This is a genomic window from Pseudomonas cichorii (genome assembly GCF_015471405.1).
GTDB lineage: Bacteria > Pseudomonadota > Gammaproteobacteria > Pseudomonadales > Pseudomonadaceae > Aquipseudomonas > Aquipseudomonas serbiensis.
The window spans coordinates 256,932-282,326 of record NZ_BLVZ01000005.1 but is presented as its reverse complement, the minus strand read 5'-3'; the positions used below and the strand labels follow the sequence as shown (position 1 = coordinate 282,326).

At 59.2% G+C, this 25,395-nt stretch carries 22 protein-coding genes; 14 read left to right on the top strand and 8 right to left on the bottom strand.

Going from position 1 to position 25,395, the window contains the following annotated elements:
• The first annotated feature begins 386 nt into the window (after positions 1-386).
• From alaC to JL015_RS09330, 9 genes are all read left to right on the top strand, one after another.
• Positions 387-1,589, top strand: coding sequence for an alanine transaminase (alaC, locus tag JL015_RS09370; RefSeq protein WP_025258199.1), 1,203 nt, complete (start codon positions 387-389; stop codon positions 1,587-1,589).
• 315 nt (positions 1,590-1,904) lie between these two features.
• Complete coding sequence (gene glyA / locus JL015_RS09365; protein WP_201018265.1) at positions 1,905-3,158, top strand: serine hydroxymethyltransferase; 1,254 nt, start codon at positions 1,905-1,907, stop codon at positions 3,156-3,158.
• A 17-nt stretch (positions 3,159-3,175) separates the two neighbouring features.
• On the top strand, positions 3,176-4,426 hold the full coding sequence (locus JL015_RS09360; protein ID WP_201018264.1) for a sarcosine oxidase subunit beta family protein: 1,251 nt from the start codon (positions 3,176-3,178) through the stop codon (positions 4,424-4,426).
• A 158-nt stretch (positions 4,427-4,584) separates the two neighbouring features.
• Complete coding sequence (locus JL015_RS09355; RefSeq protein WP_201001638.1) at positions 4,585-4,881, top strand: sarcosine oxidase subunit delta; 297 nt, start codon at positions 4,585-4,587, stop codon at positions 4,879-4,881.
• The gene (locus JL015_RS09350; RefSeq protein WP_201018263.1) at positions 4,878-7,898 is read left to right on the top strand and encodes a sarcosine oxidase subunit alpha; all 3,021 of its coding nucleotides are present in this window, start codon (positions 4,878-4,880) and stop codon (positions 7,896-7,898) included. Before JL015_RS09355 ends, JL015_RS09350 begins: the two co-directional genes overlap by 4 nt.
• Positions 7,899-8,003: 105 nt before the next feature.
• Positions 8,004-8,636, top strand: a complete 633-nt coding sequence (locus tag JL015_RS09345) for a sarcosine oxidase subunit gamma (protein WP_201018262.1) — start codon at positions 8,004-8,006, stop codon at positions 8,634-8,636.
• A 131-nt stretch (positions 8,637-8,767) separates the two neighbouring features.
• Entirely contained in the window at positions 8,768-9,625 is an 858-nt protein-coding gene (purU, locus tag JL015_RS09340; protein ID WP_201018261.1) for a formyltetrahydrofolate deformylase, read from the top strand.
• A gap of 149 nt (positions 9,626-9,774) precedes the next feature.
• Complete coding sequence (gene fdhA / locus JL015_RS09335) at positions 9,775-10,974, top strand: formaldehyde dehydrogenase, glutathione-independent (RefSeq protein ID WP_201018260.1); 1,200 nt, start codon at positions 9,775-9,777, stop codon at positions 10,972-10,974.
• A gap of 185 nt (positions 10,975-11,159) precedes the next feature.
• Entirely contained in the window at positions 11,160-11,726 is a 567-nt protein-coding gene (locus tag JL015_RS09330) for a DUF2780 domain-containing protein (protein WP_201001645.1), read from the top strand.
• Here the strand turns inward: JL015_RS09330 and JL015_RS09325 are convergent.
• A complete protein-coding gene (locus tag JL015_RS09325; protein ID WP_201018259.1) occupies positions 11,706-12,605 on the bottom strand; it encodes an acyltransferase in 900 nt (299 codons plus the stop codon). The genes JL015_RS09330 and JL015_RS09325 overlap by 21 nt on opposite strands.
• Positions 12,606-12,790: 185 nt before the next feature.
• On the opposite strand from JL015_RS09325, the gene rloA2 reads away from it, so the two are divergent.
• The 4 genes from rloA2 (at position 12,791) to creD (ending at position 16,929) form a co-directional block, all read left to right on the top strand.
• A complete protein-coding gene (gene rloA2, locus JL015_RS09320) occupies positions 12,791-13,291 on the top strand; it encodes a retropepsin-like aspartic peptidase RloA2 (protein WP_201018258.1) in 501 nt (166 codons plus the stop codon).
• Positions 13,292-13,350: 59 nt separating this feature from the next.
• Positions 13,351-14,037, top strand: a complete 687-nt coding sequence (gene creB, locus JL015_RS09315) for a two-component system response regulator CreB (RefSeq protein WP_201001648.1) — start codon at positions 13,351-13,353, stop codon at positions 14,035-14,037.
• Entirely contained in the window at positions 14,037-15,452 is a 1,416-nt protein-coding gene (creC, locus tag JL015_RS09310) for a two-component system sensor histidine kinase CreC (RefSeq protein ID WP_201018257.1), read from the top strand. The genes creB and creC overlap by 1 nt, the downstream gene beginning before the upstream one ends.
• A 100-nt stretch (positions 15,453-15,552) precedes the next feature.
• The gene (gene creD, locus JL015_RS09305) at positions 15,553-16,929 is read left to right on the top strand and encodes a cell envelope integrity protein CreD (protein WP_201018256.1); all 1,377 of its coding nucleotides are present in this window, start codon (positions 15,553-15,555) and stop codon (positions 16,927-16,929) included.
• A 121-nt stretch (positions 16,930-17,050) separates the two neighbouring features.
• Here creD and JL015_RS09300 read toward each other — a convergent pair whose 3' ends face one another.
• The 7 genes from JL015_RS09300 to JL015_RS09270 form a co-directional block, all read right to left on the bottom strand.
• The gene (locus tag JL015_RS09300; protein WP_201018255.1) at positions 17,051-17,680 is read right to left on the bottom strand and encodes a glutathione S-transferase family protein; all 630 of its coding nucleotides are present in this window, start codon (positions 17,678-17,680) and stop codon (positions 17,051-17,053) included.
• Positions 17,681-17,871: 191 nt separating this feature from the next.
• Positions 17,872-18,039, bottom strand: coding sequence for a hypothetical protein (locus JL015_RS09295; protein WP_201018254.1), 168 nt, complete (start codon positions 18,037-18,039; stop codon positions 17,872-17,874).
• On the bottom strand, positions 18,036-19,142 hold the full coding sequence (locus JL015_RS09290) for a PepSY-associated TM helix domain-containing protein (protein WP_201018253.1): 1,107 nt from the start codon (positions 19,140-19,142) through the stop codon (positions 18,036-18,038). The genes JL015_RS09295 and JL015_RS09290 overlap by 4 nt, the downstream gene beginning before the upstream one ends.
• A gap of 78 nt (positions 19,143-19,220) precedes the next feature.
• Entirely contained in the window at positions 19,221-21,638 is a 2,418-nt protein-coding gene (locus JL015_RS09285; protein WP_201018252.1) for a TonB-dependent siderophore receptor, read from the bottom strand.
• A gap of 87 nt (positions 21,639-21,725) precedes the next feature.
• Positions 21,726-22,724: a FecR domain-containing protein gene (locus tag JL015_RS09280; RefSeq protein ID WP_201018251.1), complete on the bottom strand. Its 999-nt coding sequence runs from the start codon at positions 22,722-22,724 to the stop codon at positions 21,726-21,728.
• Positions 22,721-23,239, bottom strand: coding sequence for an RNA polymerase sigma factor (locus JL015_RS09275; protein WP_201001662.1), 519 nt, complete (start codon positions 23,237-23,239; stop codon positions 22,721-22,723). Before JL015_RS09275 ends, JL015_RS09280 begins: the two co-directional genes overlap by 4 nt.
• Before the next feature lie 314 nt (positions 23,240-23,553).
• The gene (locus JL015_RS09270) at positions 23,554-24,375 is read right to left on the bottom strand and encodes a DeoR/GlpR family DNA-binding transcription regulator (RefSeq protein ID WP_201018250.1); all 822 of its coding nucleotides are present in this window, start codon (positions 24,373-24,375) and stop codon (positions 23,554-23,556) included.
• 174 nt (positions 24,376-24,549) lie between these two features.
• On the opposite strand from JL015_RS09270, the gene JL015_RS09265 reads away from it, so the two are divergent.
• Complete coding sequence (locus JL015_RS09265; protein WP_201018249.1) at positions 24,550-25,389, top strand: DMT family transporter; 840 nt, start codon at positions 24,550-24,552, stop codon at positions 25,387-25,389.
• Positions 25,390-25,395: the final 6 nt, after the last annotated feature.

Below are 25,395 nucleotides of genomic sequence, written 5' to 3'. Positions count from 1 at the left end.
AAGGGGCCAGTTCAGGCGCAACATTTGTATCTGATCCATTGACGCCTTCGCGAATGAATTCGCTCCTACTACACCCTCACCCCGTAGGACCGAATTCATTCGGGAAGGGGCCAGTCCAGGCGCAACATTTGTATCTGACCCATTGACGCCTTCGCGAATGAATTCGCTCCTACTACACCCTCAACCCCGTAGGACCGAATTCATTCGGGAAGAGGCCAGTCCAGGCGCAACATCTGTATCTGACCCACTGATGCTTTCCCGAATGAATTCGGTCCTGCAGATATCTGTAGACAAATTGCCATGACTGCACTTATCTTCGCCGCAGGCCGCCTCATGTGGCCAACGTCGCTCGGACGGTTCCGGGCGCTTACGTCTGCGAGATACTCATGGCTGACCAAGGTTTGCCGCGCCGCTTTGCGCGCATAGATCGACTCCCCCCTTACGTGTTCAACATCACTGCCGAGCTGAAAATGGCTGCTCGTCGTCGTGGTGAAGACATTATCGACTTGAGCATGGGCAACCCCGATGGGGCGACGCCACCGCATATCGTCGAAAAACTGGTCACCGTTGCCCAGCGCGAAGACACCCATGGCTATTCGACTTCACGGGGTATTCCTCGCCTGCGTCGGGCCATTTCCAACTGGTACAAGAAGCGCTACGAGGTCGATATCGACCCGGAAAGCGAAGCCATTGTCACCATCGGCTCAAAGGAAGGCCTGGCGCACCTGATGCTCGCCACCCTCGATCAGGGCGACACGGTGCTGGTGCCCAACCCCAGTTATCCGATCCACATCTACGGTGCCGTGATTGCCGGCGCCCAGGTGCGTTCGGTACCGCTGGTGCCAGGTGTGGACTTCTTTGCCGAGCTGGAAAAGGCCATTCGTGGCTCGATCCCCAAGCCGAAGATGATGATCCTGGGCTTTCCATCCAACCCCACCGCCCAGTGCGTGGAGCTGGATTTCTTCGAGCGCGTGGTCGCACTGGCCAAGCAATACGACGTGCTGGTGATTCACGATCTGGCCTATGCCGACATCGTCTATGACGGCTGGAAGGCTCCATCGATCATGCAGGTCCCGGGTGCCAAGGACATCGCGGTCGAGTTCTTCACCCTGTCCAAGAGCTACAACATGGCGGGCTGGCGTATCGGTTTCATGGTCGGTAACCCGGAACTGGTCAGTGCTCTGGCGCGGATCAAGAGCTATCACGACTACGGCACCTTCACGCCCTTGCAGGTGGCCGCGATTGCTGCACTCGAAGGCGACCAGCAATGCGTGCTGGATATTGCCGAGCAGTATCGTCAGCGCCGTAATGTGCTGGTCAAAGGCCTGCATGAACTGGGCTGGATGGTGGAAAATCCCAAGGCGTCGATGTATGTCTGGGCCAAGATTCCTCCCGCCTACGCGCACCTCGGCTCGCTGGAGTTCGCCAAGAAGCTGCTGGCCGAAGCCAAGGTCTGTGTGTCGCCGGGTATCGGTTTTGGCGAATATGGCGACGATCATGTGCGTTTCGCCCTGATTGAAAACCAGGATCGCATCCGTCAGGCCGTGCGTGGCATTCGCACCATGTTCCGCGCTGACAAGCCTGCCTGAGTTTTAATCAGTGAACCCGCTCCCACGCATCTCCGTGGGAGCGAATCGGGCGGCGCTCCGCTCATTCGCAAAAAACACCGTACAGTCAAAGCAAATACATCGCCCTCAATGACGCCTCGCGGATGAATCCGCTCCTACCGGCAGGTGCTCCCGCCAATCGATTTGTCTCTCCCCGCCAAGCCATGTCGTAAACGCACCTTTGTGTGGCGTCCATAGGCATTTGGCCGGTTTGCGTCGGCCCTACCATCGCATCCAAAGGGCAGCTCAACGCCCTGCCGACAAGCCAGGCGCAACGCCGCCGCTGGGAGAACCGCGATGTTCAGCAAGCAAGACCAGATTCAGGGATATGACGATGCACTGTTGGCTGCGATCAATGCCGAGGAGCAGCGCCAGGAAGACCATATCGAGCTGATCGCCTCCGAAAACTACACCAGCAAGCGTGTGATGCAGGCTCAGGGCAGCGGGCTGACCAACAAATATGCCGAAGGCTATCCGGGCAAGCGTTATTACGGTGGCTGCGAGCATGTCGACAAGGTCGAGCAACTGGCAATCGAGCGGGCCAGGCAATTGTTCGGTGCCGATTACGCCAACGTTCAACCGCACTCCGGCAGTCAGGCCAACGCCGCTGTCTATCTGGCCTTGCTACAAGCTGGCGATACCGTTCTGGGCATGAGCCTGGCCCACGGCGGTCACCTGACCCACGGTGCCAAGGTCAGTTTTTCCGGTCGTCTTTATAACGCTGTGCAGTACGGCATCGACACCAATACCGGGCTGATCGATTACGACGAAGTCGAGCGTATTGCCCTGGAAACCAAGCCAAAGATGATCATTGCCGGTTTCTCGGCTTACTCGAAAACCCTGGATTTCCCGCGTTTCCGCGAAATTGCCGACAAGGTGGGCGCTTACCTGTTCGTCGACATGGCCCACGTTGCCGGTCTGGTGGCGGCTGGCTTGTACCCGAACCCGCTGCCATACGCCGATGTGGTGACCACCACCACCCATAAGACCCTGCGTGGTCCGCGTGGTGGCCTGATCCTGGCCAGGGCCAACGAAGAACTCGAGAAAAAACTCAACTCCGCCGTATTCCCCGGTGGGCAGGGCGGCCCGTTGATGCACGTCATCGCCGCCAAGGCCGTTTGCTTCAAGGAAGCGCTGGAGCCAGGCTTCAAGGCCTATCAGCAGCAAGTGATCGATAACGCCCAGGCCATGGCGCAGGTATTCGTGGACCGTGGTTACGATGTGGTATCGGGTGGAACCGACAATCACCTGTTCCTGGTCAGCCTGATCCGTCAGGGCCTGACCGGCAAGGATGCGGACGCTGCTCTGGGCCGTGCGCACATCACCGTCAACAAGAACTCTGTACCGAACGATCCGCAGTCGCCGTTCGTGACTTCGGGCCTGCGGATCGGCACTCCGGCCGTCACCAGTCGCGGTTTCAAAGTGACCCAGTGTATCGAGCTGGCAGGCTGGATCTGCGACATTCTCGACAACCTCGGCGATGCCGATGTCGAGGCCAATGTCGCCAGTCAGGTCGCAGCACTGTGCGCCGATTTCCCGGTTTATCGCTGAGTCAGGAGTAGCCTTTCATGCAGCATTACTCAGGCTTCGGCCTTTTCAAACACTCCCTCAGCCATCATGAAAACTGGCAGCGCATGTGGCGCACGCCGACGCCCAAGAAAGTCTACGACGTCGTGATCGTCGGCGGTGGCGGTCATGGTCTGGCGACGGCCTATTACCTGGCCAAAGAGCACGGCATCAAGAACGTGGCCGTGGTCGAGAAAGGCTGGCTGGGCGGCGGTAACACGGCGCGCAATACCACCATCGTGCGTTCCAACTACCTGTGGGACGAGTCGGCTCATCTCTATGAGCATGCAATGAAGCTGTGGGAAGGCCTGTCTCAGGACCTGAACTACAACGTCATGTTTTCCCAGCGTGGCGTGTACAACCTGTGCCACACGCTGCAAGACATGCGCGACTCGGAGCGTCGGGTCAGCGCCAACCGCCTGAACGGTGTGGACGGCGAACTGCTTAATGGCAAACAGGTTGCCGAAGAGATTCCGTACCTGGACTGCTCGAAGAACACCCGTTATCCGATCATCGGCGCAACGGTCCAGCGCCGTGGCGGCGTTGCCCGTCACGATGCCGTGGCCTGGGGTTTTGCCCGTGCCGCCGATGCCTTGGGCGTGGACCTGATCCAGCAGACCGAAGTGATCGGTTTCCGCAAGGAAAACGGTGTCTGCATCGGTGTAGAAACCAACAAGGGCTTCATCGGCGCCAAGCGTGTCGGCGTGGTGACGGCCGGTAACTCCGGGCACATGGCGAAACTGGCAGGCTTCCGTCTGCCGGTTGAATCCCATCCGTTGCAGGCGCTGGTTTCCGAGCCAATCAAGCCCATCATCGACAGCGTGATCATGTCCAACGCCGTTCACGGTTATATCAGTCAGTCCGACAAGGGCGACCTGGTGATCGGTGCCGGTATCGACGGCTGGGTCGGCTACGGCCAGCGCGGTTCGTACCCGGTGATCGAGCACACCATCCAGGCCATCGTCGAAATGTTCCCGGTGCTGTCGCGAGTGCGCATGAACCGCCAGTGGGGTGGCATCGTCGATACCACGCCGGACGCCTGCCCGATCATTTCCAAGACTCCCGTACCGAACATGTTCTTCAACTGCGGTTGGGGCACCGGTGGATTCAAGGCAACTCCCGGCTCAGGCAACGTGTTTGCCGCCAGCCTTGCCAAGGGCGAAATGCACCCATTGGCCAAGCCTTTCTCCATCGAGCGTTTCCACAATGGCGCTCTCATTGATGAGCACGGTGCTGCCGCGGTCGCCCACTAACAAAAACCACGTGAGAACTACTGCGCTCGGTAATACGGCGTTAAAAACAGGCGAGAAATGCTCATTTAGAATTCTAAACTCCGCTTTCTCGCCTGTTTTTGCCTTGTATTACCTTCGCTCGCTACGTTCTCACGAGGTTTTAAGAAGGAGAGCTTTTCATGTTGCATATCTTCTGTCCTCACTGTGGCGAACTGCGCTCCGAAGAGGAATTCCACGGCTCCGGTCAGGCGCATATCCCGCGTCCGCTGGACCCGAACGCCTGCACTGATGAAGAGTGGGGCGACTACATGTTCTTCCGTGACAACCCACGTGGCCTGCACCACGAACTGTGGATTCACGCTGCCGGTTGCCGCCAGTACTTCAATGCCACCCGCGACACCGTGACCTACGAGATTCTGGAAACCTATCCGATTGGCACCAAGCCACAGTTCACGGCCAAGGGAGACAAGGCATGAGCCAGACAAACCGACTGCCCCACGGTGGCCGTATCGACCGTAGCAAGGTGCTGAATTTCACCTTCAACGGTCAGTCTTATCAGGGTTTCGAGGGGGATACCCTGGCCGCTGCGCTGCTGGCCAACGGTGTGGATATCATCGGCCGCAGCTTCAAGTATTCCCGGCCTCGCGGCATTTTTGCGGCTGGCTCCGAAGAGCCGAACGCGGTATTGCAGATCGGCGCGACCGAAGCGACCCAGATACCCAACGTGCGTGCCACGCAGCAGGCGTTGTATTCAGGGTTGGTTGCGACCAGCACCAACGGCTGGCCGAGTGTGAACAATGACGTGATGGGGATTCTCGGCAAGGTCGGCGGCAAGCTGATGCCACCGGGCTTCTACTACAAAACCTTCATGTACCCGCAATCGTTCTGGATGACTTACGAGAAGTACATCCGCAAGGCAGCCGGCCTTGGCCGTTCGCCGACCGAGAACGATCCGGACACTTACGATGCGATGAACCAGCACTGCGACGTGCTGATCGTCGGTGCCGGGCCTGCCGGTCTGGCTGCTGCCCTGGCTGCTGCGCGCAGTGGCGCACGGGTGATTCTGGCCGATGAGCAGGAAGAGTTCGGCGGCAGCCTGCTCGACAGCCGCGAGAGCCTTGACGGTAAACCGGCTGCTGAATGGGTCGCTACTGTTATCGACGAGCTCAAGGGCCTGAAGAACGTGACCCTGCTGCCTCGCGCCACGGTCAACGGCTATCACGACCACAACTTTCTGACCATTCATGAGCGCCTGACCGATCACCTGGGTGATCGTGCGCCACTCGGCATGGTACGTCAGCGCATGCATCGCGTACGCGCCAAGCGTGTCGTGCTGGCCAGTGGTACTCATGAGCGGCCACTGGTTTACGGCAACAACGATGTGCCGGGCAACATGCTGGCCGGTGCGGTTTCCACTTATGTTCGTCGTTATGGCGTGGCTCCGGGCCGCAAGCTGGTGCTGTCCACCAACAACGACCACGCCTACCGCGTTGCTCTGGACTGGATCGACGCCAGCCTGCAAGTGGTGGCGATTGCCGATGCGCGCCACAACCCGCGTGGCCCGCTGGTCGAAGAGGCGCGGGCCAAGGGTATTCGTATCCTGACGTCCAGCGCCGTGATCGAAGCCCGTGGCAGCAAGCGGGTGTCTGCTGCCCGTGTTGCCGCCATCGACGTCAAGACACTGAGCGTCACCAGCCCCGGCGAATGGCTGGAATGTGATCTGGTTGCCAGCTCCGGTGGTTACAGCCCGATCGTACACCTGGCTTCGCATCTGGGTGGCAAGCCGGTCTGGCGTGAAGACATCCTCGGTTTCGTTCCGGGCGAAGCGCCGCAGAAACGTGTGTGCGTCGGCGGTGTGAACGGTGTTTACAGTCTGGCCGATACGCTGGCCGACGGCTTTGAAGGCGGTGCTCGTGCTGCCAGCGAAGCAGGCTTCAAGGCCGTGGAAGGCATCATGCCGAAGGCTTTGAGCCGCGCAGAAGAGCCTGCGCTGGCGCTGTTCCATGTACCTCACGAAAAAGGCACGGCCCGTGCGCCCAAGCAGTTCGTGGATCTGCAGAACGATGTCACCGCCGCAGCCATCGAACTGGCGACCCGCGAGGGCTTCGAGTCGGTCGAACACGTCAAACGCTACACCGCACTGGGTTTCGGCACCGATCAGGGCAAGCTTGGCAACGTCAATGGTCTGGCCATTGCTGCCCATTCGCTGAAGGTTTCCATCCCCGAGATGGGCACCACCATGTTCCGCCCGAACTACACGCCGGTGACCTTCGGTGCTGTGGCCGGTCGCCATTGCGGGCATATCTTCGAGCCCGTGCGCTTTACCGCTCTGCATGCCTGGCACCTCAAGAACGGTGCCGAATTTGAAGATGTCGGCCAGTGGAAACGTCCTTGGTACTTCCCGAAAAACGGCGAAGACATGCATGCCGCCGTCGCCCGTGAATGCAAGGCTGTGCGCGAAAGTGTCGGCCTGCTGGATGCCTCGACCCTGGGCAAGATCGACATTCAAGGCCCGGATGCCCGGGAGTTCCTCAACCGCGTCTACACCAACGCCTGGACCAAACTGGATGTGGGCAAGGCGCGCTACGGCCTGATGTGCAAGGAAGACGGCATGGTCTTCGACGATGGTGTTACAGCCTGCGTCGCTGACAACCACTTCATCATGACCACCACCACGGGCGGCGCTGCTCGCGTTCTGCAATGGCTGGAAATCTATCAGCAGACCGAATGGCCGGACCTGAAGGTGTATTTCACCTCGGTTACCGACCATTACGCGACCCTGACGCTGTCCGGCCCCAACAGCCGCAAGCTGCTCAGTGAAGTGACCGATATCGATCTGGGCCGTGAAGCGTTTCCGTTCATGACCTGGAAGGAAGGCCTCGTTGCTGGCGTGCCGGCGCGGGTGTTCCGTATTTCCTTTACCGGTGAGCTGTCCTACGAGGTCAACATCCAGGCTGATTACGCCATGGGCGTTCTGGAAAAGATCGTCGAGGCCGGCAAGAAGTACAACCTGACGCCTTACGGCACCGAGACCATGCACGTGCTGCGGGCCGAGAAGGGTTTCATCATCGTTGGTCAGGATACCGACGGCTCGATGACCCCGGACGACCTGAACATGGGCTGGTGCGTGGGCCGTACCAAACCGTTCTCCTGGATCGGCTGGCGCGGCATGAATCGCGAAGATTGTGTGCGTGAACAACGCAAGCAACTGGTGGGCCTCAAACCGGTCGATCCGACCAAATGGCTGCCGGAAGGCGCGCAACTGGTCTTCGACACCCAACAGACGATTCCGATGACGATGGTCGGCCACGTCACTTCCAGCTATGCCCACAACTCACTGGGTTATTCGTTCGCGCTGGGTGTGGTCAAGGGCGGCTTGCAACGTATGGGCGAGCGGGTCTTTGCACCGCTGGCCGATGGCAGCGTGATCGAAGCCGAAATCGTTTCTTCGGTGTTCTTCGACCCGAAAGGCGATCAGCAGAACGTTGAGTAAAACGCGGTCTTGATAACACCGTGGGAGCGAATTCATTCGCGAATAAGCGGAGCGCCGCCCGATTCGCTCCTACAAGTACAAAACAGAATTCATGACAGGTGTCCCATGACCACAGTCAACGTATACCAACAGCGCCCCGAAGCGGGCGTAAAGGCTGAATCGCCGCTGTTCCACGCCGACCTCGGCAGTCTGGTCGGCAAAGGCCGCGCCAATCCCGGCGTCACGCTGCGCGAGAAGAAACTGCTCGGCCATCTGACCCTTCGTGGCGACGCCCGTGATCCGGCGTTTGCTGCCGGAGTTCACAAGGCTCTGGGCATGGAACTGCCTGCCGCGCTCACATTGGTAAGCAGTGGCGAAAGCTCGCTGCAATGGCTCGGCCCGGATGAGTGGCTGCTGATCGTGCCCACAGGCGAGGAGTTCGCGACCGAGCAGCGTCTGCGCGAAGCGCTGGCGGGGCTGCATATCTCGGTGGTGAATGTCAGCGGTGGCCAATCCATCCTGGAACTGACCGGTCCCAAGGTCCGTGAAGTGCTGATGAAGTCCACCAGCTATGACGTACACCCCGACAACTTCCCGGTAGGCAAGGCCGTCGGCACTGTGTTCGCCAAGTCGCAATTGGTGATCCGCCGCACGGGCGAAGAAAGCTGGGAGTTGTTGATCCGTCGCAGCTTCTCGGATTACTGGTGGCTGTGGTTGCAGGATGCCAGTGCCGAATATGGGTTGAGCATCAAGGCGTAGGAGCGGCCGAGCGGCGATCCGTTTTAGTCGCGATAGCGGGCCATAGACATATTTTTGTTGTCTGGAAAACCGCTGTCGCGAGCAAGCTCCCTCCCACAGATCACAATTGATGAGGCAGGAGTCTCTTTTATATGAGTCGCGCCCCCGATACATGGATTCTGACTGCCGATTGCCCCAGCGTGCTGGGGACGGTGGATGCGGTGACCCGCTATCTGTTCGAGCAGGACTGCTATGTCACCGAGCACCATTCGTTCGATGATCGGTTGTCGGGACGTTTTTTCATTCGCGTCGAGTTCCGCCAGCCTGACGGTTTCGATGAGGCTGCATTTCGCTCTGGCCTGACCGAGCGCGGCGAAGCGTTTGGCATGATCTTCGAGCTGACTGCCCCGAACTACCGGCCAAAAGTCGTCATCATGGTCTCCAAGGCCGATCACTGCCTGAATGATCTTCTCTACCGCCAGCGCATCAATCAACTGTCCATGGATGTGGTCGCGGTGGTCTCCAATCACCCCGATCTTGAGCCTCTGGCTGGCTGGCACGGAATTCCGTACTACCATTTCCCACTCGACCCGAACGATAAGCCTTCTCAAGAGGCCAGGGTCTGGCAGGTCATTGAAGAGTCCGGCGCGGAACTGGTGATCCTTGCCCGTTACATGCAGGTGCTGTCACCGGACCTGTGCCGCAAGCTCGACGGCAAGGCGATCAACATTCATCACTCGCTGCTGCCGGGCTTCAAGGGGGCCAAGCCTTACCATCAGGCCTACAACAAGGGCGTGAAACTGGTTGGCGCCACGGCGCATTACATCAACAACGACCTGGACGAAGGTCCGATCATTGCCCAGGGAGTCGAAGTGGTAGACCACAGCCATTATCCCGAAGACCTGATTGCCAAAGGCCGGGATATCGAAGGACTGACACTGGCACGCGCCGTCGGGTATCACATTGAGCGGCGGGTGTTCTTGAATGCGAACAGGACGGTAGTGCTCTGAAGCTGCAAGCTGCAAGTTTTAAGCTGCAAGTGAAAAGCGAAAAGCTACAAGCAGCAAGCTGAAGGCTGGCGAGATCCTCTTGCCGCTTGAAGCTTGCCACTTGCAGCTAACCCCTCTTTTTTCCAACAACAAAATACAGAGGTGAAAGCATGTCTGGTAATCGCGGTGTGGTGTATCTAGGCGCTGGCAAGGTCGAGGTGCAAACAATTCCTTTCCCGAAAATGCAGGATCCAAGAGGCAAGCGCATCGAACACGGAGTCATTCTGCGCGTTGTTTCCACCAACATCTGCGGCTCGGACCAGCATATGGTTCGCGGTCGTACCACTGCCCATACCGGGCTGGTGCTCGGTCATGAAATCACTGGCGAAGTGCTCGAAGCCGGGCGCGATGTCGAAAATCTAAAGGTCGGCGATCTGGTATCCGTGCCGTTCAACGTGGCGTGCGGTCGTTGCCGCAGTTGCAAGGAGCAGCACACCGGCGTCTGCCTGACCGTCAACCCGGCGCGTGCTGGTGGGGCGTATGGTTATGTCGATATGGGAGACTGGGTCGGTGGCCAGGCTGAATACGTACTGGTGCCTTATGCCGATTTCAACCTGCTGAAGCTGCCTGACCGCGATGCGGCCATGGAAAAGATTCGCGACCTGACATGCCTCTCCGACATTTTGCCAACCGGTTATCACGGCGCCGTCACGGCCGGTGTCGGCCCTGGCAGCACCGTATATGTCGCCGGTGCCGGGCCTGTTGGTCTGGCGGCTGCCGCTTCGGCACGCTTGCTGGGCGCTGCGGTGGTGATTGTGGGGGATGTGAATCCGACGCGACTGGTTCATGCCAAGGCTCAGGGTTTCGAGATTGCCGACCTGTCGCTGGATACGCCGCTCCATGAGCAGATCGCCGCGCTGCTGGGCGAGCCTGAAGTGGATTGCGCCATCGATGCCGTGGGCTTTGAAGCGCGTGGCCATGGTCATGCAGGTGCGCAGTCCGAAGCACCGGCCACGGTTCTCAACTCGTTGATGGGCGTGGTGCGGGTTGCCGGCAAGATCGGTATTCCCGGCCTGTACGTTACCGAGGATCCGGGCGCTGTGGATGCTGCCGCGAAAATGGGCAGCCTGAGCATCCGCTTCGGTCTGGGCTGGGCCAAGTCCCACAGCTTCCATACCGGCCAGACGCCGGTCATGAAGTACAACCGTCAATTGATGCAGGCCATCATGTGGGATCGCATCAAGATCGCCGATGTGGTGGGTGTCGAAGTCATCAGCCTGGATGACGCGCCACGTGGCTACGGCGAGTTCGATGCGGGCGTGCCGAAGAAATTCGTGATCGATCCGCACAAACTGTTCAGCGCCGCCTGAGCCCTGTCGCGGCCAATGCCCCCGAGGGAGGGGCTTGGCCGCGACGGCATCATCACAGACGGCACGTCTTCATGGGAAAGAACCACCCTTCAGCCGTTACATCCGGGAACAAGCCCTCCATCCTCCAGTCAAACCGTCTGTTTTATCATCCACCACTGGATGGTTTCGGTTAGAGGTTGACTGTAATGAATACTGCTCGCGGTATGGCACTTGCTACATTGATGGCCCTGGCGGCAAGCCCGGCTTTTGCGTTCAATCTGAATGACGCAGCGAATGCGGTTTCCAACGCCACAGGCGGTAATCAGAAAGCCACTGCGGCACCTGAAGCCGCAGGCCTGCTCAATGCCCTTGGCACACAACTGAACGTTACCCCGGAACAGGCCGTTGGCGGCACGGGCGCCTTGCTTGGGCTGGCGAAGAACAAACTGACCGGTGCCGATTACTCGCAACTGACCCAATCCGTTCCGGGTTTGAATCAACTATCGGGCGTTTCGGCCCTGGACAGTCTGGGTGGCAGCGGGCTTGGCAGCCTGCTGGGTGGTGGCGATAAATCCGGGAGCAATTCGGTGCTCAACAGCGCACTCGGCAACGTGCAAAGCATGGGCGACGTGAACAATGCCTTCAAGGCGCTGGGTATGGACAGCAGCATGGTCAGCCAGTTTGTGCCGGTGATCCTGCAATACCTCGGTCAGCAAGGTGCCAGCGGCTCCGCATTGCAGAGCCTGAGCGGCCTATGGGGCGCCGGTAGCTGATTCGGTACGCAATGCGCTGATGTGCGCATCCTTTTCGATCCAGAGCTGGTTGACCCAGTTCTGGATCTTCTCGCGAAACACCGGATCGCTCTCGTAGTCGCCCTGCCACAGGGCCGGGTCCAGTTCGCGGGTCTTGATGTCGACGATCACCTTGGGCACTCGCCCGCACAGCATGTCCCAGAACCCCGGAATCCGTGAACCCGGATACACCACCGTCACATCCAGAATCGCATCCAGTTGTTCACCCATGGCAGCCAGCACGAACGCCACACCTCCGGCCTTGGGTTTGAGCAGGTTGCGGTAGGGCGATGCCTGGGCCGCATGCTTGGCTTTGGTGAAACGTGTGCCTTCCAGATAATTGACGATGGTCACCGGCTGGCGCTTGAACAGCTCGCAGGCGGATTTGGTGATTTCCAGATCCTTGCCCTTGAGTTTCGGGTGCTTTGCCAGGAACGCCTTGCTGTAGCGCTTCATGAACGGATAATCCAGTGCCCACCAGGCCAGCCCCAGGAACGGCACCCAGATCAGTTCCTTTTTCAGGAAGAACTTGAAGAACGGCGTGCGGCGGTTGAGCGCCTGGATCAAGGCCGGAATATCGACCCATGACTGATGGTTGCAGATCAGCAGATAAGACGTATCGCTGCGCAGGCCTTCATGGCCACGAATTTCCCACCGGGTCGGAGTGAATGCGCCAAAGATGAGCTTGTTGATCTCGGCCCAGGTTTCGGCAATCCACATCACTGCCGCTGAGCAGTGATCACGCATGTGGCCCTGAAACAACAGTTTGAGCAGCGCGAAAACCAGTAGCGGGCCAATCAGTACGAGGGTATTGATCAGCAGAAGCAGTGTGACGAAACAGCCAGCAAGCACACGACGCATAAGGATCTCTTGAGTCTCTTCAAGGTTGGCAATGATAGAGACACTGATCTGTGACGCCAATTACACAGGTGCTTACAAATGTTTCACGCGCTGACGATTATGCTGATCATCTCCGAACAAACTTCAAGTTCGCTGTCTAAAACCGGGCGTCAATAAGACGCTGCACATTGCGAGGAACCTGCCACGTGAAACCGATTCTGGCGCTATTGTCCCTGCTGGCGTTGCCTGTCATGGCCGCCGAACCGACGCTGTATGGTCGCTATGAAAACATCAAGGTTCCCGAGATCGGCGAGACCTTCAAGGCCAAGATGGACACCGGTGCGCTGACTGCGTCGTTGTCGGCCAAGGACATCGAGTTGTTCCAGCATGATGGCGAGGACTGGGTACGTTTCCGTCTGGCCACCAAGGACGCGGACAATAAGGTCCATGAGCACAAGGTTTCGCGTATCAGCAAGATCAAGGGCCGCTCGGAAGGCGATGACGACGATGAAGTCATCGACCCCACCAAACGTCCTGTTGTTGACCTTGAACTGTGCCTGGGCAACAAGAAGCGCACTGTCGAAGTGAATCTGGTGGATCGCAGCCACTTCAACTACCCCTTGCTGATCGGCGCCAAGGCCTTGCGCGAGTTCGATGCAGCGGTAAACCCGGCGCGTCGCTATACCGCTGACAAACCCGATTGCTGATTGACGTCGAGGGCTGAAATCGCGAATCCTTGCGGCCTTATCTCAAGCGCCCGGATGCCATGCCGCATATTTTGATTGTCGAAGACGAGGCCGCGATAGCCGACACGCTGGTCTATGCGCTGCAAGGCGAGGGTTTTACCACGACCTGGCTGGGCCTCGGTCAGGCGGCGGTCGAGCATCAACGCGGCACACCGGCCGACCTGATCATTCTCGACATTGGCTTGCCGGATATCACCGGCTTTGAGGCCTGCAAGCAATTGCGCCGTTTCAGCGACGTCCCGGTCATGTTCCTCAGTGCCCGGGATGGCGAAATCGATCGGGTCGTAGGCCTGGAAATCGGCGCTGACGATTATGTGGTCAAGCCGTTCAGCCCTCGTGAAGTGGCGGCGCGGGTCAGGGCTATCCTCAAGCGCATGCTGCCTCGCACGGCCACGGCGGCAGGCAGCGACAACGAAGTGTTTCAAGTCGACCGCGAGCGCGTACAGATCACTTATCGTGGCCAGGCCTTGAGCCTGACCCGGCATGAGTTCCGCTTGTTGCAGTGCCTGCTGGAGCAACCCGAACGGGTATTCAGCCGCGAGCAATTGCTCGACGCGCTGGGCGTGGCGTGCGATGCCGGTTATGAGCGCAGCATCGACAGCCATATCAAAAGCCTGCGTGCAAAGCTGCGTCTTGTTGCCGCCGATGCAGAGCCGATCCAGACCCATCGTGGCCTCGGTTACAGCTACAGCCCAGGCCACAGCTGATGTCCCTGAGTATCCGGATTTTCCTGGTCTATGCGGTGTTCATCGCCTTGACCGGCTATTTCGTGCTCAGTACGGTCATGAAAGAAGTGCGCCCCGGCGTGCGTCAGTCCACCGAAGAAACGCTGGTGGACACTGCCAACCTGCTGGCTGAAATACTCCAGAACGATGTCAGCCACGGCACCCTGAACCAGAGCCGTTTTCCCGATGCGCTCAAGGCTTACGGCCTGCGCCAGCCGGCCGCGAAAATCTGGGGTTTGCCCAAGACTCAGGTCAATAACCGCATCTACGTTACCGACGCCAGAGGCATCGTGCTGTTCGATTCCATCGGCGAAGCGACGGGGCAGGATTATTCGCGCTGGAACGATGTCTACCTGACCTTGCGTGGCGAATACGGTGCCCGTTCGACCCGCAGCGATCCCGAGGACACCAACTCGTCGGTGATGTATGTCGGAGCGCCGATTCGCGACAACGACACGATCATCGGCGTCGTTACCGTGGCCAAGCCCAACAGTTCGCTACAACCCTATGTGGACCGGGCCGAGCGTCGTCTGCTGTGGTACGGCATCGGCCTGATCATCCTGGGCCTGTTGTTGGGCGCGCTGTTTTCCTGGTGGCTCAGCTCGGCATTACGCCGCCTGACCGACTATGCCCAGGCGGTCAGTGAAGGGCGTCGTGCCGAGCTGCCGCATTATCGCGGTGGCGAGCTGGAGCAGTTATCTACAGCGGTCGAACACATGCGCACCCAACTGGAAGGCAAGGCCTATGTCGAGCGTTATGTGCATACGCTGACCCACGAGCTGAAAAGCCCGCTGGCAGCGATTCGCGGTGCTGCCGAGTTATTGCAGGATGAAATGCCCGCCGAGCAGCGCCAGCGCTTCGTCAGCAATATCGAGGGTGAAAGCGAGCGCATGCAGCAATTGATCGAACGCTTGCTCAACCTGGCCATGGTCGAGCAGCGTCAGGGCCTGGAAGAGAAAGTGGCCGTGCCGCTGGCAGAGCTGGTCGATGAACTGTTGGGCGAGCGCGGTGTTCGCACCGAACGCCAGGGTTTACAGATCGAGCAACTGATCGGCACCGACCTGTATCTGTTGGGCGAGCGATTCCTGTTGCGTCAGGCGCTGGCCAACCTGCTGGACAACGCTCTGGATTTCACGCCGGCGGGCGGGACCTTGCGTCTGGCGGCCGAGCGAATCGGTGAGCGTATTCGCGTCACTCTCTTCAATACCGCAGCACCCATTCCCGATTACGCCTTGCCGCGTCTCTGCGAACGTTTCTATTCACTGCCCCGACCGCACAGTGGCCGCAAGAGCACCGGGCTGGGGCTCAACTTCGTCGAAGAGGTCGTGCAATTGCATGGCGGCGAACTGCATGTCGGAAATGTTGAAGGCGGGGTTCTGGTGACCTTGTCGCTGTAGTCGGTTCGTTCGCGATACAAACACACAATCTCCACACGCTCCCCATCATCGCTCCACATAGCGCCTCCAGACTTTCCCTATCGAAAACAGGGAGAGCCCCATGAACCGAAGTCTGGCTGTAAAACTGGGAATGATCGCGGCGCTGGTCATCCTGCTGTTGATTCCGTTGATGATGATCGGGAACCTGATCGCGGAGCGGCAGAAGCAACGCGATTCGGTACTGCAGAATATCGCCAGCAGCTCAAGCCTCAGCCAACAGCTGAGCGGGCCGGTCATGGCGGTGCCTTATCGCAAGGCGGTGCGGGTCTGGAAGACCAATGTGCAGACCAACGAGTCTTATCTGGAGCCTGCGCAGGAAAAGGGTTACCTGTATTTTTTGCCGGAGCGCTTCAAACTCGATGGCAAGGTCCAGACAGAGTTGCGTTCGCGGGGCATCTACGAAGCTCGTCTCTACCATGCAGACAATCGCGTCAGTGGCCATTTTGTGCTGCCCGAGAACTTCGGGATCACCGAGAACCTGGCCGATTACGAGTTCGATCGTCCTTTTCTGGCAGTGGGCATCAGCGATGTCCGCGGTATAGAAAGTGCCATGAAACTACAACTGGAAGGCCAGGCTCTGGATTTCGTCCCCGGTACACGGTTGGGCTGGCTGGGCGAGGGCGTGAGCGTCAATCTGCCGATGCAGGATGGCAAACAGCAGACCAGTCTGGAGTTCGCTTTCGATCTGCGTCTGCAAGGCACCGGGCAATTCAAGGTCATCCCCGTGGGCAAATCCAGCACGGTGAAACTGGCTGCCGACTGGCCGCATCCAAGCTTCATCGGCAACTATCTGCCTGCACGCCGGGATATTTCCGCCGAAGGCTTCAGTGCCAACTGGCAGACGTCGTTCTTCTCCACCAACCTGGAAGACGCGCTGAGCCGTTGCCAGCAGGCAAACAAGTGCCAGGAGTTCAAGAACCGTAGTTTCGGTGTCAGCTTCATCGAGCCGGTCGATCAATACCTGAAGAGCGACCGGGCGATCAAATATGCGCTGTTGTTTATCGCGTTGACCTTCGCCGGTTTCTTCCTCTTCGAAGTCCTCAAGAGCATGGCGGTACACCCTGTTCAGTATGCTCTGGTGGGCGCGGCGCTGGCGTTGTTTTTCCTGCTGTTGCTGTCACTGTCCGAGCACATCGGGTTTGCCAGTGCCTATCTGGTATCGGCCGTGGCCTGCGTGTTGCTGATCGGCTTCTATGTCTGTTACGTGCTGGGTGGCGTGCTGCATGGCCTGGGGTTCGCCGCTGGTCTGACGGCGTTGTATGGCTTGCTCTACGGGCTGCTCAGTGCTGAAGACTACGCCTTGCTGATGGGCGCGCTGCTCTTGTTCGGCCTGCTGGGTGTGTTCATGGTCCTGACCCGCAGGCTCGACTGGTACAGCATCACGCCGGGCAAGTCGGTAAAAACCACTGAGCCCGTTCTGGAGGCCGGCCATGAGTAACTGGCTCGGGCTGCGCGAAGAGCAGGTGCAGGCAAGGTATTTGATCGAAGGGATCAGGAGCCTGTTCGCCAACGCCGGTTCGGCCCGACGCTGTGCGTCAGGCGAACAGGCTGTCGATCACTCAAACGAACGGTCGGGTCGCCAGCATCGATGGCCGCTGGCTGACATCGGCGTACCAGGTAGCCAGTCGCGGATAGCTGCTGCGCCAGCGCAGGTCCGGTTGACGGAAGTCCAGATAACCCAGGGCGGCGGCCACGCTGATGGAGGCTACATCGAAGGCTGAACTGAGTTCGGTGATTGCATCCTGCTCGAAATAACTCAGGGCGCGCTCGATCTTTTCCTGCTGGTTATCGAGCCACTGGTCCCAATGCTTTTCCTCGGGTCGCAGCGCGGTTTCATAGCGAATCAACAGGGCGGCGTCCATGAGCGCATCGGCCAGTGAAGCCAGGGTCAGGCGCCTCCAGCGCGCCGAGCCTTCGCGGGGAATGAGCGGGTTGCCGACATGCTGGTGATCCAGATAGTCGAAGATCACTCGGCTGTCATGAATGATATTGCCGTCAGCCAGGCGCAATGCCGGGATCTTGCCGGCAGGGTTGTCATCATTGAGTTCGGCAGAGGGCGTGACGGGGGTGAGCAATATCGTCTGCAACTTCACTCTGTCGAACTGTCCGGTTTCATGCAGCAGGACAATCACCTTGCGGGCGAAGGGAGAGGCTGGGTTGGAATACAACGTCATGGTAGGTGCTGACATGAATGTTCCTCGGCGGGTACAGATTCATAGACTAGTCAGCGGGCTGTGGGTCTGCAATCCGGTTTTCGCGAATGAATTCCTTGTGGGAGGGGGCTTGCCCGCGACGGGGCCGGTGAGGCCAATGCTCTTTTATCAGCTTCCAGTTTTCAGCGCCTGTGAATGAAGTCGCGGCCAAGGCCTCTCCCACAGAGTCATCCCCGACGTTTCATCAACCCCCGAATACTCAGCCCCGCGGCAATCCCCATCCCGAGCCAGGCCAGGGTATCCCACCAGCCATCTCCCAGCAGAGCCATGAACAAGCCCGCGCCTGTCAGTACGCCAACCAGACCGGGCACGGCAAAGGTCGAACCCTTTTTCATGCTTTCACCTGCGTTCGACGGCGTACCCACCACAGGTAAAGACCGCTGCCCAGCACGATGATGGTCAGCACATCCAGCACCGCCCACAGGATTTTCATCGGCATGCCGCCGTAATCCCCGAAATGCAGGGGCTGGGACATGCCCAGGGCATCCATGTACCAGGGCCGTTCGACGATGGCCGTGACTTTCAGGGTTTGCGCATCGATCAAGACCGGTGTCGCCAAGTGAGCCGTCAGGTGCGTATTGCCCTTGAGAAACACGGCGTAATGGTGCTCGCTGGAAAAGCGTGTGCCGGGGAAGGCGATGAAGTCCGGTTTCATTCCCGGCGCGGCGGCTTCGGCGATTTCCAGCAGGTTTGTGGCAGGCGCTCGCTGGAGCAGCGGCGGCGCATCGCGATATGGCTCGATCATCGTGGCCAGCGCGTCGTTGCGCCATGAGGCAATCAACAGGTCGGCACAGGCACTGATAACCCCGGTTACGCCGACCACCAGCGCCCAGGTCAGGGTTACGACGCCAATCAGGTTATGCAGGTCCAGCCAGCGGGTGCGGGTGGATTTGCCTGCGCGCACGGTGCCGAATTCAAGCTTGCGCATGAAGGGCGCATACAACACGGTCCCGGAGACAATAGCGACCACAAACAGCAGGCCCATGAACGCCAGCAACAGTTTGCCCGGCAGTTCGGCATACATATCCACATGCAGGCGCAGCATGACCATCATGAAGCCGCCGTTGGCCGAAGGCATTTCCTGGGCTTCGCCGGTGCGTGCATCCAGGGCGAAGGTGTGGGACGAATTGGGCTCGGTGCCAGCCGTCGCCGCCGTAATCGCCATGACCCCGTCGGGATCGTCTTCGTCCCAGCCGAAGTATTGCAGTACTTCACCGGAGCGATGGGTTTCTGCGGCCTGGACCAGTTGTTCAAGGTTCAGGCGTGGCGTGTCGGCGGGCATTTCCCGATAGTGCGGCGCGTCGCCCAGCAGGTGGTCGATCTCGTGATGAAAGATCAGCGGCAGGCCGGTGATCGCCAGCATCAGCAGGAACAGCGTACAGATCAGGCTGCTCCAGGTATGAACGATGGACCAGCGGCGCACGGTTTGACTTTTCATTGCATGTTCCAAAAGCAAAAGGCCCGCTGACAATCAGGGGCCTTTGGTTCTCACTTTAATAGAGATGCCGTGGCTGAATCACCACTTGTAATTGACGCTGGCGACGACGTTGCGTTGATCGCCGTAGTAACACCAGAAACCATCGCAGGTAGCCAGGTAATCCTTGTTGAAGATGTTCTTGGCATCCACGGCTATCGAAGCACCTTTAAGGCTGCTGGCCAGGCGGCCCAGATCGTAATGCACCGAGGCGTCATATACGGTGTAGGAACCCACATGCCCAAGGTCGGTATTGCTCTGGTTGCCGTAAGTGTCACCGACATAACGTACGCCTGCACCGACGCCGAAGCCGTCGAGTGTGCCGTTGTGCCAGGTGTAGTCAGCCCAGGCGGTGGCCTGATTACGCGGTACTTGCGGGACGCGGCTGCCCTTGTCGTCGCCCTTGAGGATTTCGCTGTCGGTGTAGGTGTAGGAACTGATCAGTTTCAGGTTATCAGTCACGTCCGAAGTGGCTTCAAGTTCCAGGCCACGGACCTTGATCTCGCCAATCTGGCTGGTGATGCTGTTTTCGGTGATCGACACGTTCTTCTGGCGCAGATCGAACACTGCCGCAGTCAGCAGGGTTTTGGAGCCGACCGGCTGGTACTTCAGGCCGGCTTCGTACTGACGGCCCTCGGTCGGCTTGAACGATTCGGTCGCACTGACGCCTGCGCCGGAGGCTGGCTGGAATGACTCGGTATAGGAAATGTAAGGCGTGAAGCCGTTATCGAACACATAGCTCAAGCCAGCGTTGGTGCTGAAATTGCTGTCGCGCTGGGTGCTGGTCACGTCGTTGTTGTTATAGAACTTCGTGCCGGTGTGAATCCAGTCTTCACGTCCACCCAGGGTCAGGCGCCACTTGTCCAGAGAGATCTGGTCCTGTGCATAGAGGCCGGTCTGCTGGGTTTTCTGGTTGTAGTCGTACAGCGTCGAGTAGAGCACGTTGGAGAAATCCGCGCCGTACACCGGGCGGTTGACGTTGGTGCCCGGCACGTTACCCCAGCCATACTTCCACTGGTAATTGGTATTGGAGCGCTGATGGTCCAGGCCCAGCAATACGGTGTGGCTCAGCGCACCGGTCTGGAAGTCGGCCTGGAAGTTGTTGTCCACGGCAAACTGGCTGATGTCTTCGTTGACGATACCGGTGCTGCGACCAATATTGCCGTCTGCGTCGACCGCAGTCGCGCCATTGGCGACGCTCAGGGCCTGGAACGACAGATCGCTCTTGGTATAGCGCAGGTTCTGGCGGAACTGCCAGACATCGTTCAGGCGATGGTCGAAGGCATAGCCCAGTGCGTAATAGGTGCGGTCATAGAATTCCCAGTCCGGATCACCCAGGTTCTTGTGATGGGAAATCCTGCCAGCAGCCGAATCCAGTTTGGTGCCCTGCAAGGGCAGGAACTGGCCGGTGATCCCGGTATCGTCGCGGGTGTACTGCGAGATGAACGTCAGGTGCGTGTCGTCATCGATATTCCAGGTCACGCTGGGCGCAATGTTGTAGCGCTTGTCCGGGATGTGGTCGATGGCCGAGCCGCTGTCACGCACGACACCGCTGACGCGATACAGGAACTGGCCTTCATCGTCGATCTTGCCGGTGCTGTCGAAATTGATCTGCTTGTGTTCGTTGTTGCCGACCTGCAGGCCGACTTCGTTGCTGCTTTCGGCTTGCGGGCGGCGGCTGACCATGTCGAGCATGCCGCCTGGCGGTGTCTGGCCGTAGACCGAAGACGATGGGCCGCGCAGGACTGCGATGCGCTCAAGGTTCCAGGGCTCGGGTTTGGGGTTGGCATAGGAACCGACCGGCATCGGCAGGCCATCGAGGAACTGGGTCGGGACGAAGCCGCGAATGCGCAGCCAGTCGTTGCGCGAGTCGGAGCCATAACCGCTGCTGACGACACCAGCGGTATAGCGCAGGGCGTCGTTGAGGTTGAGCACCGAGCGGTCATCCATCTGCTGGCGGGTCACGACCGAGATCGAACGCGGCGCTTCCACGATGGGTGTATCCGTCTTGCTGCCCGCCGCTGTGCGGGTCGCTGTATAACCTTCGACCGGGCCCCATGCCGTTTCAGTTTCGCCCTGAAACCCCTGAATGTTGGTTTCCGGCAAGGCCATGGTTCCTTCCGGTGCGGCTTCCAGGCTGTAAGTGCCCGACGTGCTCCGTACCAATTGCAGGCCCGTTCCGCGCAATGCCTGACGCATGGCTGCGGTGGCCTCGAACTGGCCTTGCACCGGTGCCGATGTGCGGCCGCTGACCAGTGACGGGTCTATCGCCAGAGCCAATCCAGCCTGACTGGCAATCTGATTCAACGTGGTGGACAGAGCAGCGGCCGGCAAGTTGTAGGCGCGAACGCTTGAAGCCTGTTCGGCGGCAATGGGTGAAGTGCTCACCAGCGGTACGCCAAGGGCGATTGCCAATGCCAACAGGCTGGGACGCATCAGGGTTTCAAGCGGGCGAGACATACAAGGCTCCAGGGCAAACGGTATCTATTGCCTCTCTGCCGCATGAGTCTGAGAAAGTGACAGGGCTGTTTGAAAATAAATTCGGACTCAGGGTTTTTCGGGCGCAACGCTGTCGTTTTTCTCGCTCCGTGCCTGGACTTTCACCCACCATGGCGTGTGCTGTTCGATCTGCACCGGCAAGGTCGGCAACAAGGCCTTGAGGGCCAGGTCGGTATTGCCCAACGGGAAGCTCCCGGTAATCCGCAAGTCCGCCACCTGAGGCGATACTCCCAGGTAGCCGACCCGGTAGCGGCTCAGTTCGTCGAGCATGTCGCCCAGGCGTGCGTTGTCCATCACCAGCATGCCGCGGGTCCAGGCATCGGCGCCTGAAGGCAGGCTCAGCAGCGGGCCGAGCCCGTCTGGGGTCAGCAGGATCTGTTGACCCTCGCGCAAGACCTGTTCGTTCCCGTTGTCACGCGGATTGGCCGCGACTGCCGATTGCAGCACGCTCAGGCGCGTACCATCGGCTTCGCGCCTGACCAGAAAGCGCGTGCCCAGAGCGCGCATCCTGCCGTCGCTGGTTTCGACGATAAAGGAGCGCGGGTCGTCATGGCTGCCGGTCTCGACCAGTATTTCGCCGTCCTGGAGCACGACCCGGCGCTGTTTCGCGTCGAAACGCACATCGATTGCGCTGTGGGTGTTGAGGCGGATCAGCGTGTTGTCTGCCAGACGAATGTCACGTTGTTCGCCGGTAGCGGTGCGCTGATCGGCGAGCCAGTAATCCAGCGGCAGATAGCGCTCGCTCATGAACAGCGCCAGCCCGCAGCTCAACATCAACCCGGCCAGCCCGCCGCCCAGCTTGCGCACGCGACGGCGAAGGGTGCCGGGCGCTTGTTGCAGTGCCTTGCGTGCCGGGCCTGAGGGTATGGCGAAGCGCTGGTTAAGCATGCCCAACTGGCTCCAGGCCCTGGCATGTTCTTCGTTGGCGGCCAGCCATTTGCTGAATTCGTCCTGCTCGATCCCGTCGCCGGAGTCCAGGCAGAGTTGCCAGGCAATGGCGGCATCAAGAACTTGCGCCGAAACGGGTCTGGAGCCTGCGAGTTTCATGTCGGCTCGCCGTAGAGGGCGACATAGCACTGGCGCATGGCCTGGGCCAGATATTGCCGGACCCGTGAAACCGAAACGCCCAGCCGTTCGGCTATTTCACCATGGCTCAGGCCGTCCAGACGGTTATACAGAAACGCCGCCCGTGCCTTGCTCGACAGTTTGCCCAGCATGCGGTCGATGGTCTTGAGGTCTTCAAGGATCAGTAATTGATCCTGCGGGGAAGGGTGCTCCGCTTCCGGGATCAGCATCAGCTCGTTGAGATAAGCCTGTTCCAGTGCTGCGCGACGGAAATAATCGAACAGCAGGCCTTTGGCGACGGCTGCCAGAAAAGCACGGGGTTCATTCGGGGCCTTGAGTTCATCACGCCCGAGCAGGCGAACGAAAGTGTCCTGGCTCAGGTCTTCAGCCCGCTGTGGGCAGGCCACATTGCGTCGAAGCCAGGCCAGCAGCCAGCTGCGATGGTCGCGATACAACACGCCAACGATCTCGTTATGAGTGCTTGGGGCTGACGACACGAATGGCCTCGAATGGGAATGTGTTAAATAACGAGAACTATTCGCGATTCTGTCAGAGCGCGTGGATGCTGGCAATTGACGCTTATCGGAATGAGCGGTTCGCGAATGAATTCACACCACTCCGGTAGGAGTAATGCCAGTTAGTTAAGGTCATAAATAACTTTGTGGAAGGCAGCTTGCTGGCGACTTCAGTGTGCAGGCGCAGAATATCTGCCGGTTTCAAGGCCTTTTCGCCAGCAAGCTGCCTCCCACAAGCTTTGCTTGTGCCTTAACTGATCGGCATTACCCGGTAGCGAATTCATTCGCGAAATCAGTCAGCGCTTGTTACCGACCGGTGCCAGCAACAGCTCGATACGATGCTTGCGAATGCCATCGGCAGCGGCCTCTGCCAGCGCGGCATCGGTGATGATGGTGTCGAACTGCTCAAGTGCCGAGACCTTGTACATGCCGAACGTGCCGTATTTGGAGCTGGTGGCGATCAACACGGTTTGTGATGCCGACTGCATGGCTGCCTGTTTGACTTCGACTTTAAGCGCCGACGGCGTGGTGGTGCCCCGTTGCAGGTCCCATGAGCTGGTGGACAGGAACGCAACATCGGTCGCCAGTTGGCGTAGCGTCGCGGCAGCCAGGCCGCCTACGCTGGAGCGGTTGGGATGGTCGAGCAGGCCACCGGTATGGATGACATCCACATGGGCGGCATCGGCCAGGGCGTTGACGATGCCGAAATCATTGGTGACTACCGTCATGCCGGACAGCGCCACGATATGCGGCACGATCTCCAGGGTGCTGGTGCCGGCATCCAGATAAATGGTCATGTCCGGGTGCAGCAGCCCGGCCGCGAGCCTGGCCATGCCTTGCTTGTGGGGCAACTCCACGACGGCCTTGGATTGATGGCTGGGTTCACTGTGAACCTGGCTGGCGATACGTGCGCCGCCGGTCACCGAATAGGCACGTCCTTCCTGCTCCAGCACGGCGATATCGCGGCGTATGGTCATGTGCGAGCAGTCGAACATCTCCATCAACTGATGCACGCTGAGTACCTGGTGCTTGCGCAATTGACGAAGCATCAGCTCGCGGCGCTGATCGGGGATCATCGGTGTACCGCCAACGATGGCGATATCCTCTTCGGTGGACATTGTTACTCCTGTGCATCCATGACCCGCCAGCGGCAAGCGGCGGTCGTGGCATCTTAGCCAATCGCTCCGACAATCGCAGCAGCTCTCTCCATGGCAAGGCTGTGGGTGCTCCCTGAATCCACTATGCTCGGCGTCATTCCCGCCGTTGCGGAAATTGTTTCAAGGAGAGAAAGAGTGCTGGCAACTGCTCTGGTGTTGATGGCAGCGGTACTGCATGCAACATGGAACACCCTCGTCAAGTTCAGTGTCGAACGACTGCTTGTGATTGCCAGCATGGATGCAGTGGCCTTGGTTTGTGCAGTACTGGCGCTGGGCTTTGTCACGGTGCCTGAACGGCATATCTGGCCATGGCTGGTGGTTTCGGCAGTGCTTGAGCTGCTTTATCGCTATCTGCTGATCAAGGCTTATCGGGTAGGTGATCTGGGGTTGGTTTACCCGCTGATGCGCGGGCTTTCGCCGTTGGTCGTGCTGGGGCTGACCTTGATGTTCGCGGGCGAGCAATTGAACGCCCAGCAGATCTTCGGGATTGTGATGATCCCCTGTGGCATGGTCTGCCTGCTTTGGCATGGAGGTGGCGGTGCTCGCCTGCCCTGGTCGATGTTGCCCGTAGTGGCCCTGATTGGCGTATGTATCGGTAGCTACACCTGGATCGACGGGCAAGCCATCCGGCTGGGTGCGCATCCGCTGGACTATCTGGTCTGGCTGACGTTGATCAGCGCCTGGCCGTTTCCGTTACTTGCGGTCTGCCACAAGCGCCCGGCCTTCATGTCGTTCTGGCGTGAGCAATGGCAGTTGGGGCTGTGTGTCGGGCTGTGTGTCCTGTTCAGTTATGCGTTGGTGCTGTGGGCCATGCAACTGGGCTCGGTTGCCGAGGCCGCGGCATTGCGCGAAGTCAGCGTGGTGCTGGTGGTGTTGTTTGGTATGCGTTATCTGAAAGAACCTTTTGGTCGCCCTCGGCTATTGGCTTGCGGGCTGGTGTTGTTCGGCATGTTTCTAATGAAGTTCCAGCTATAGGAAATA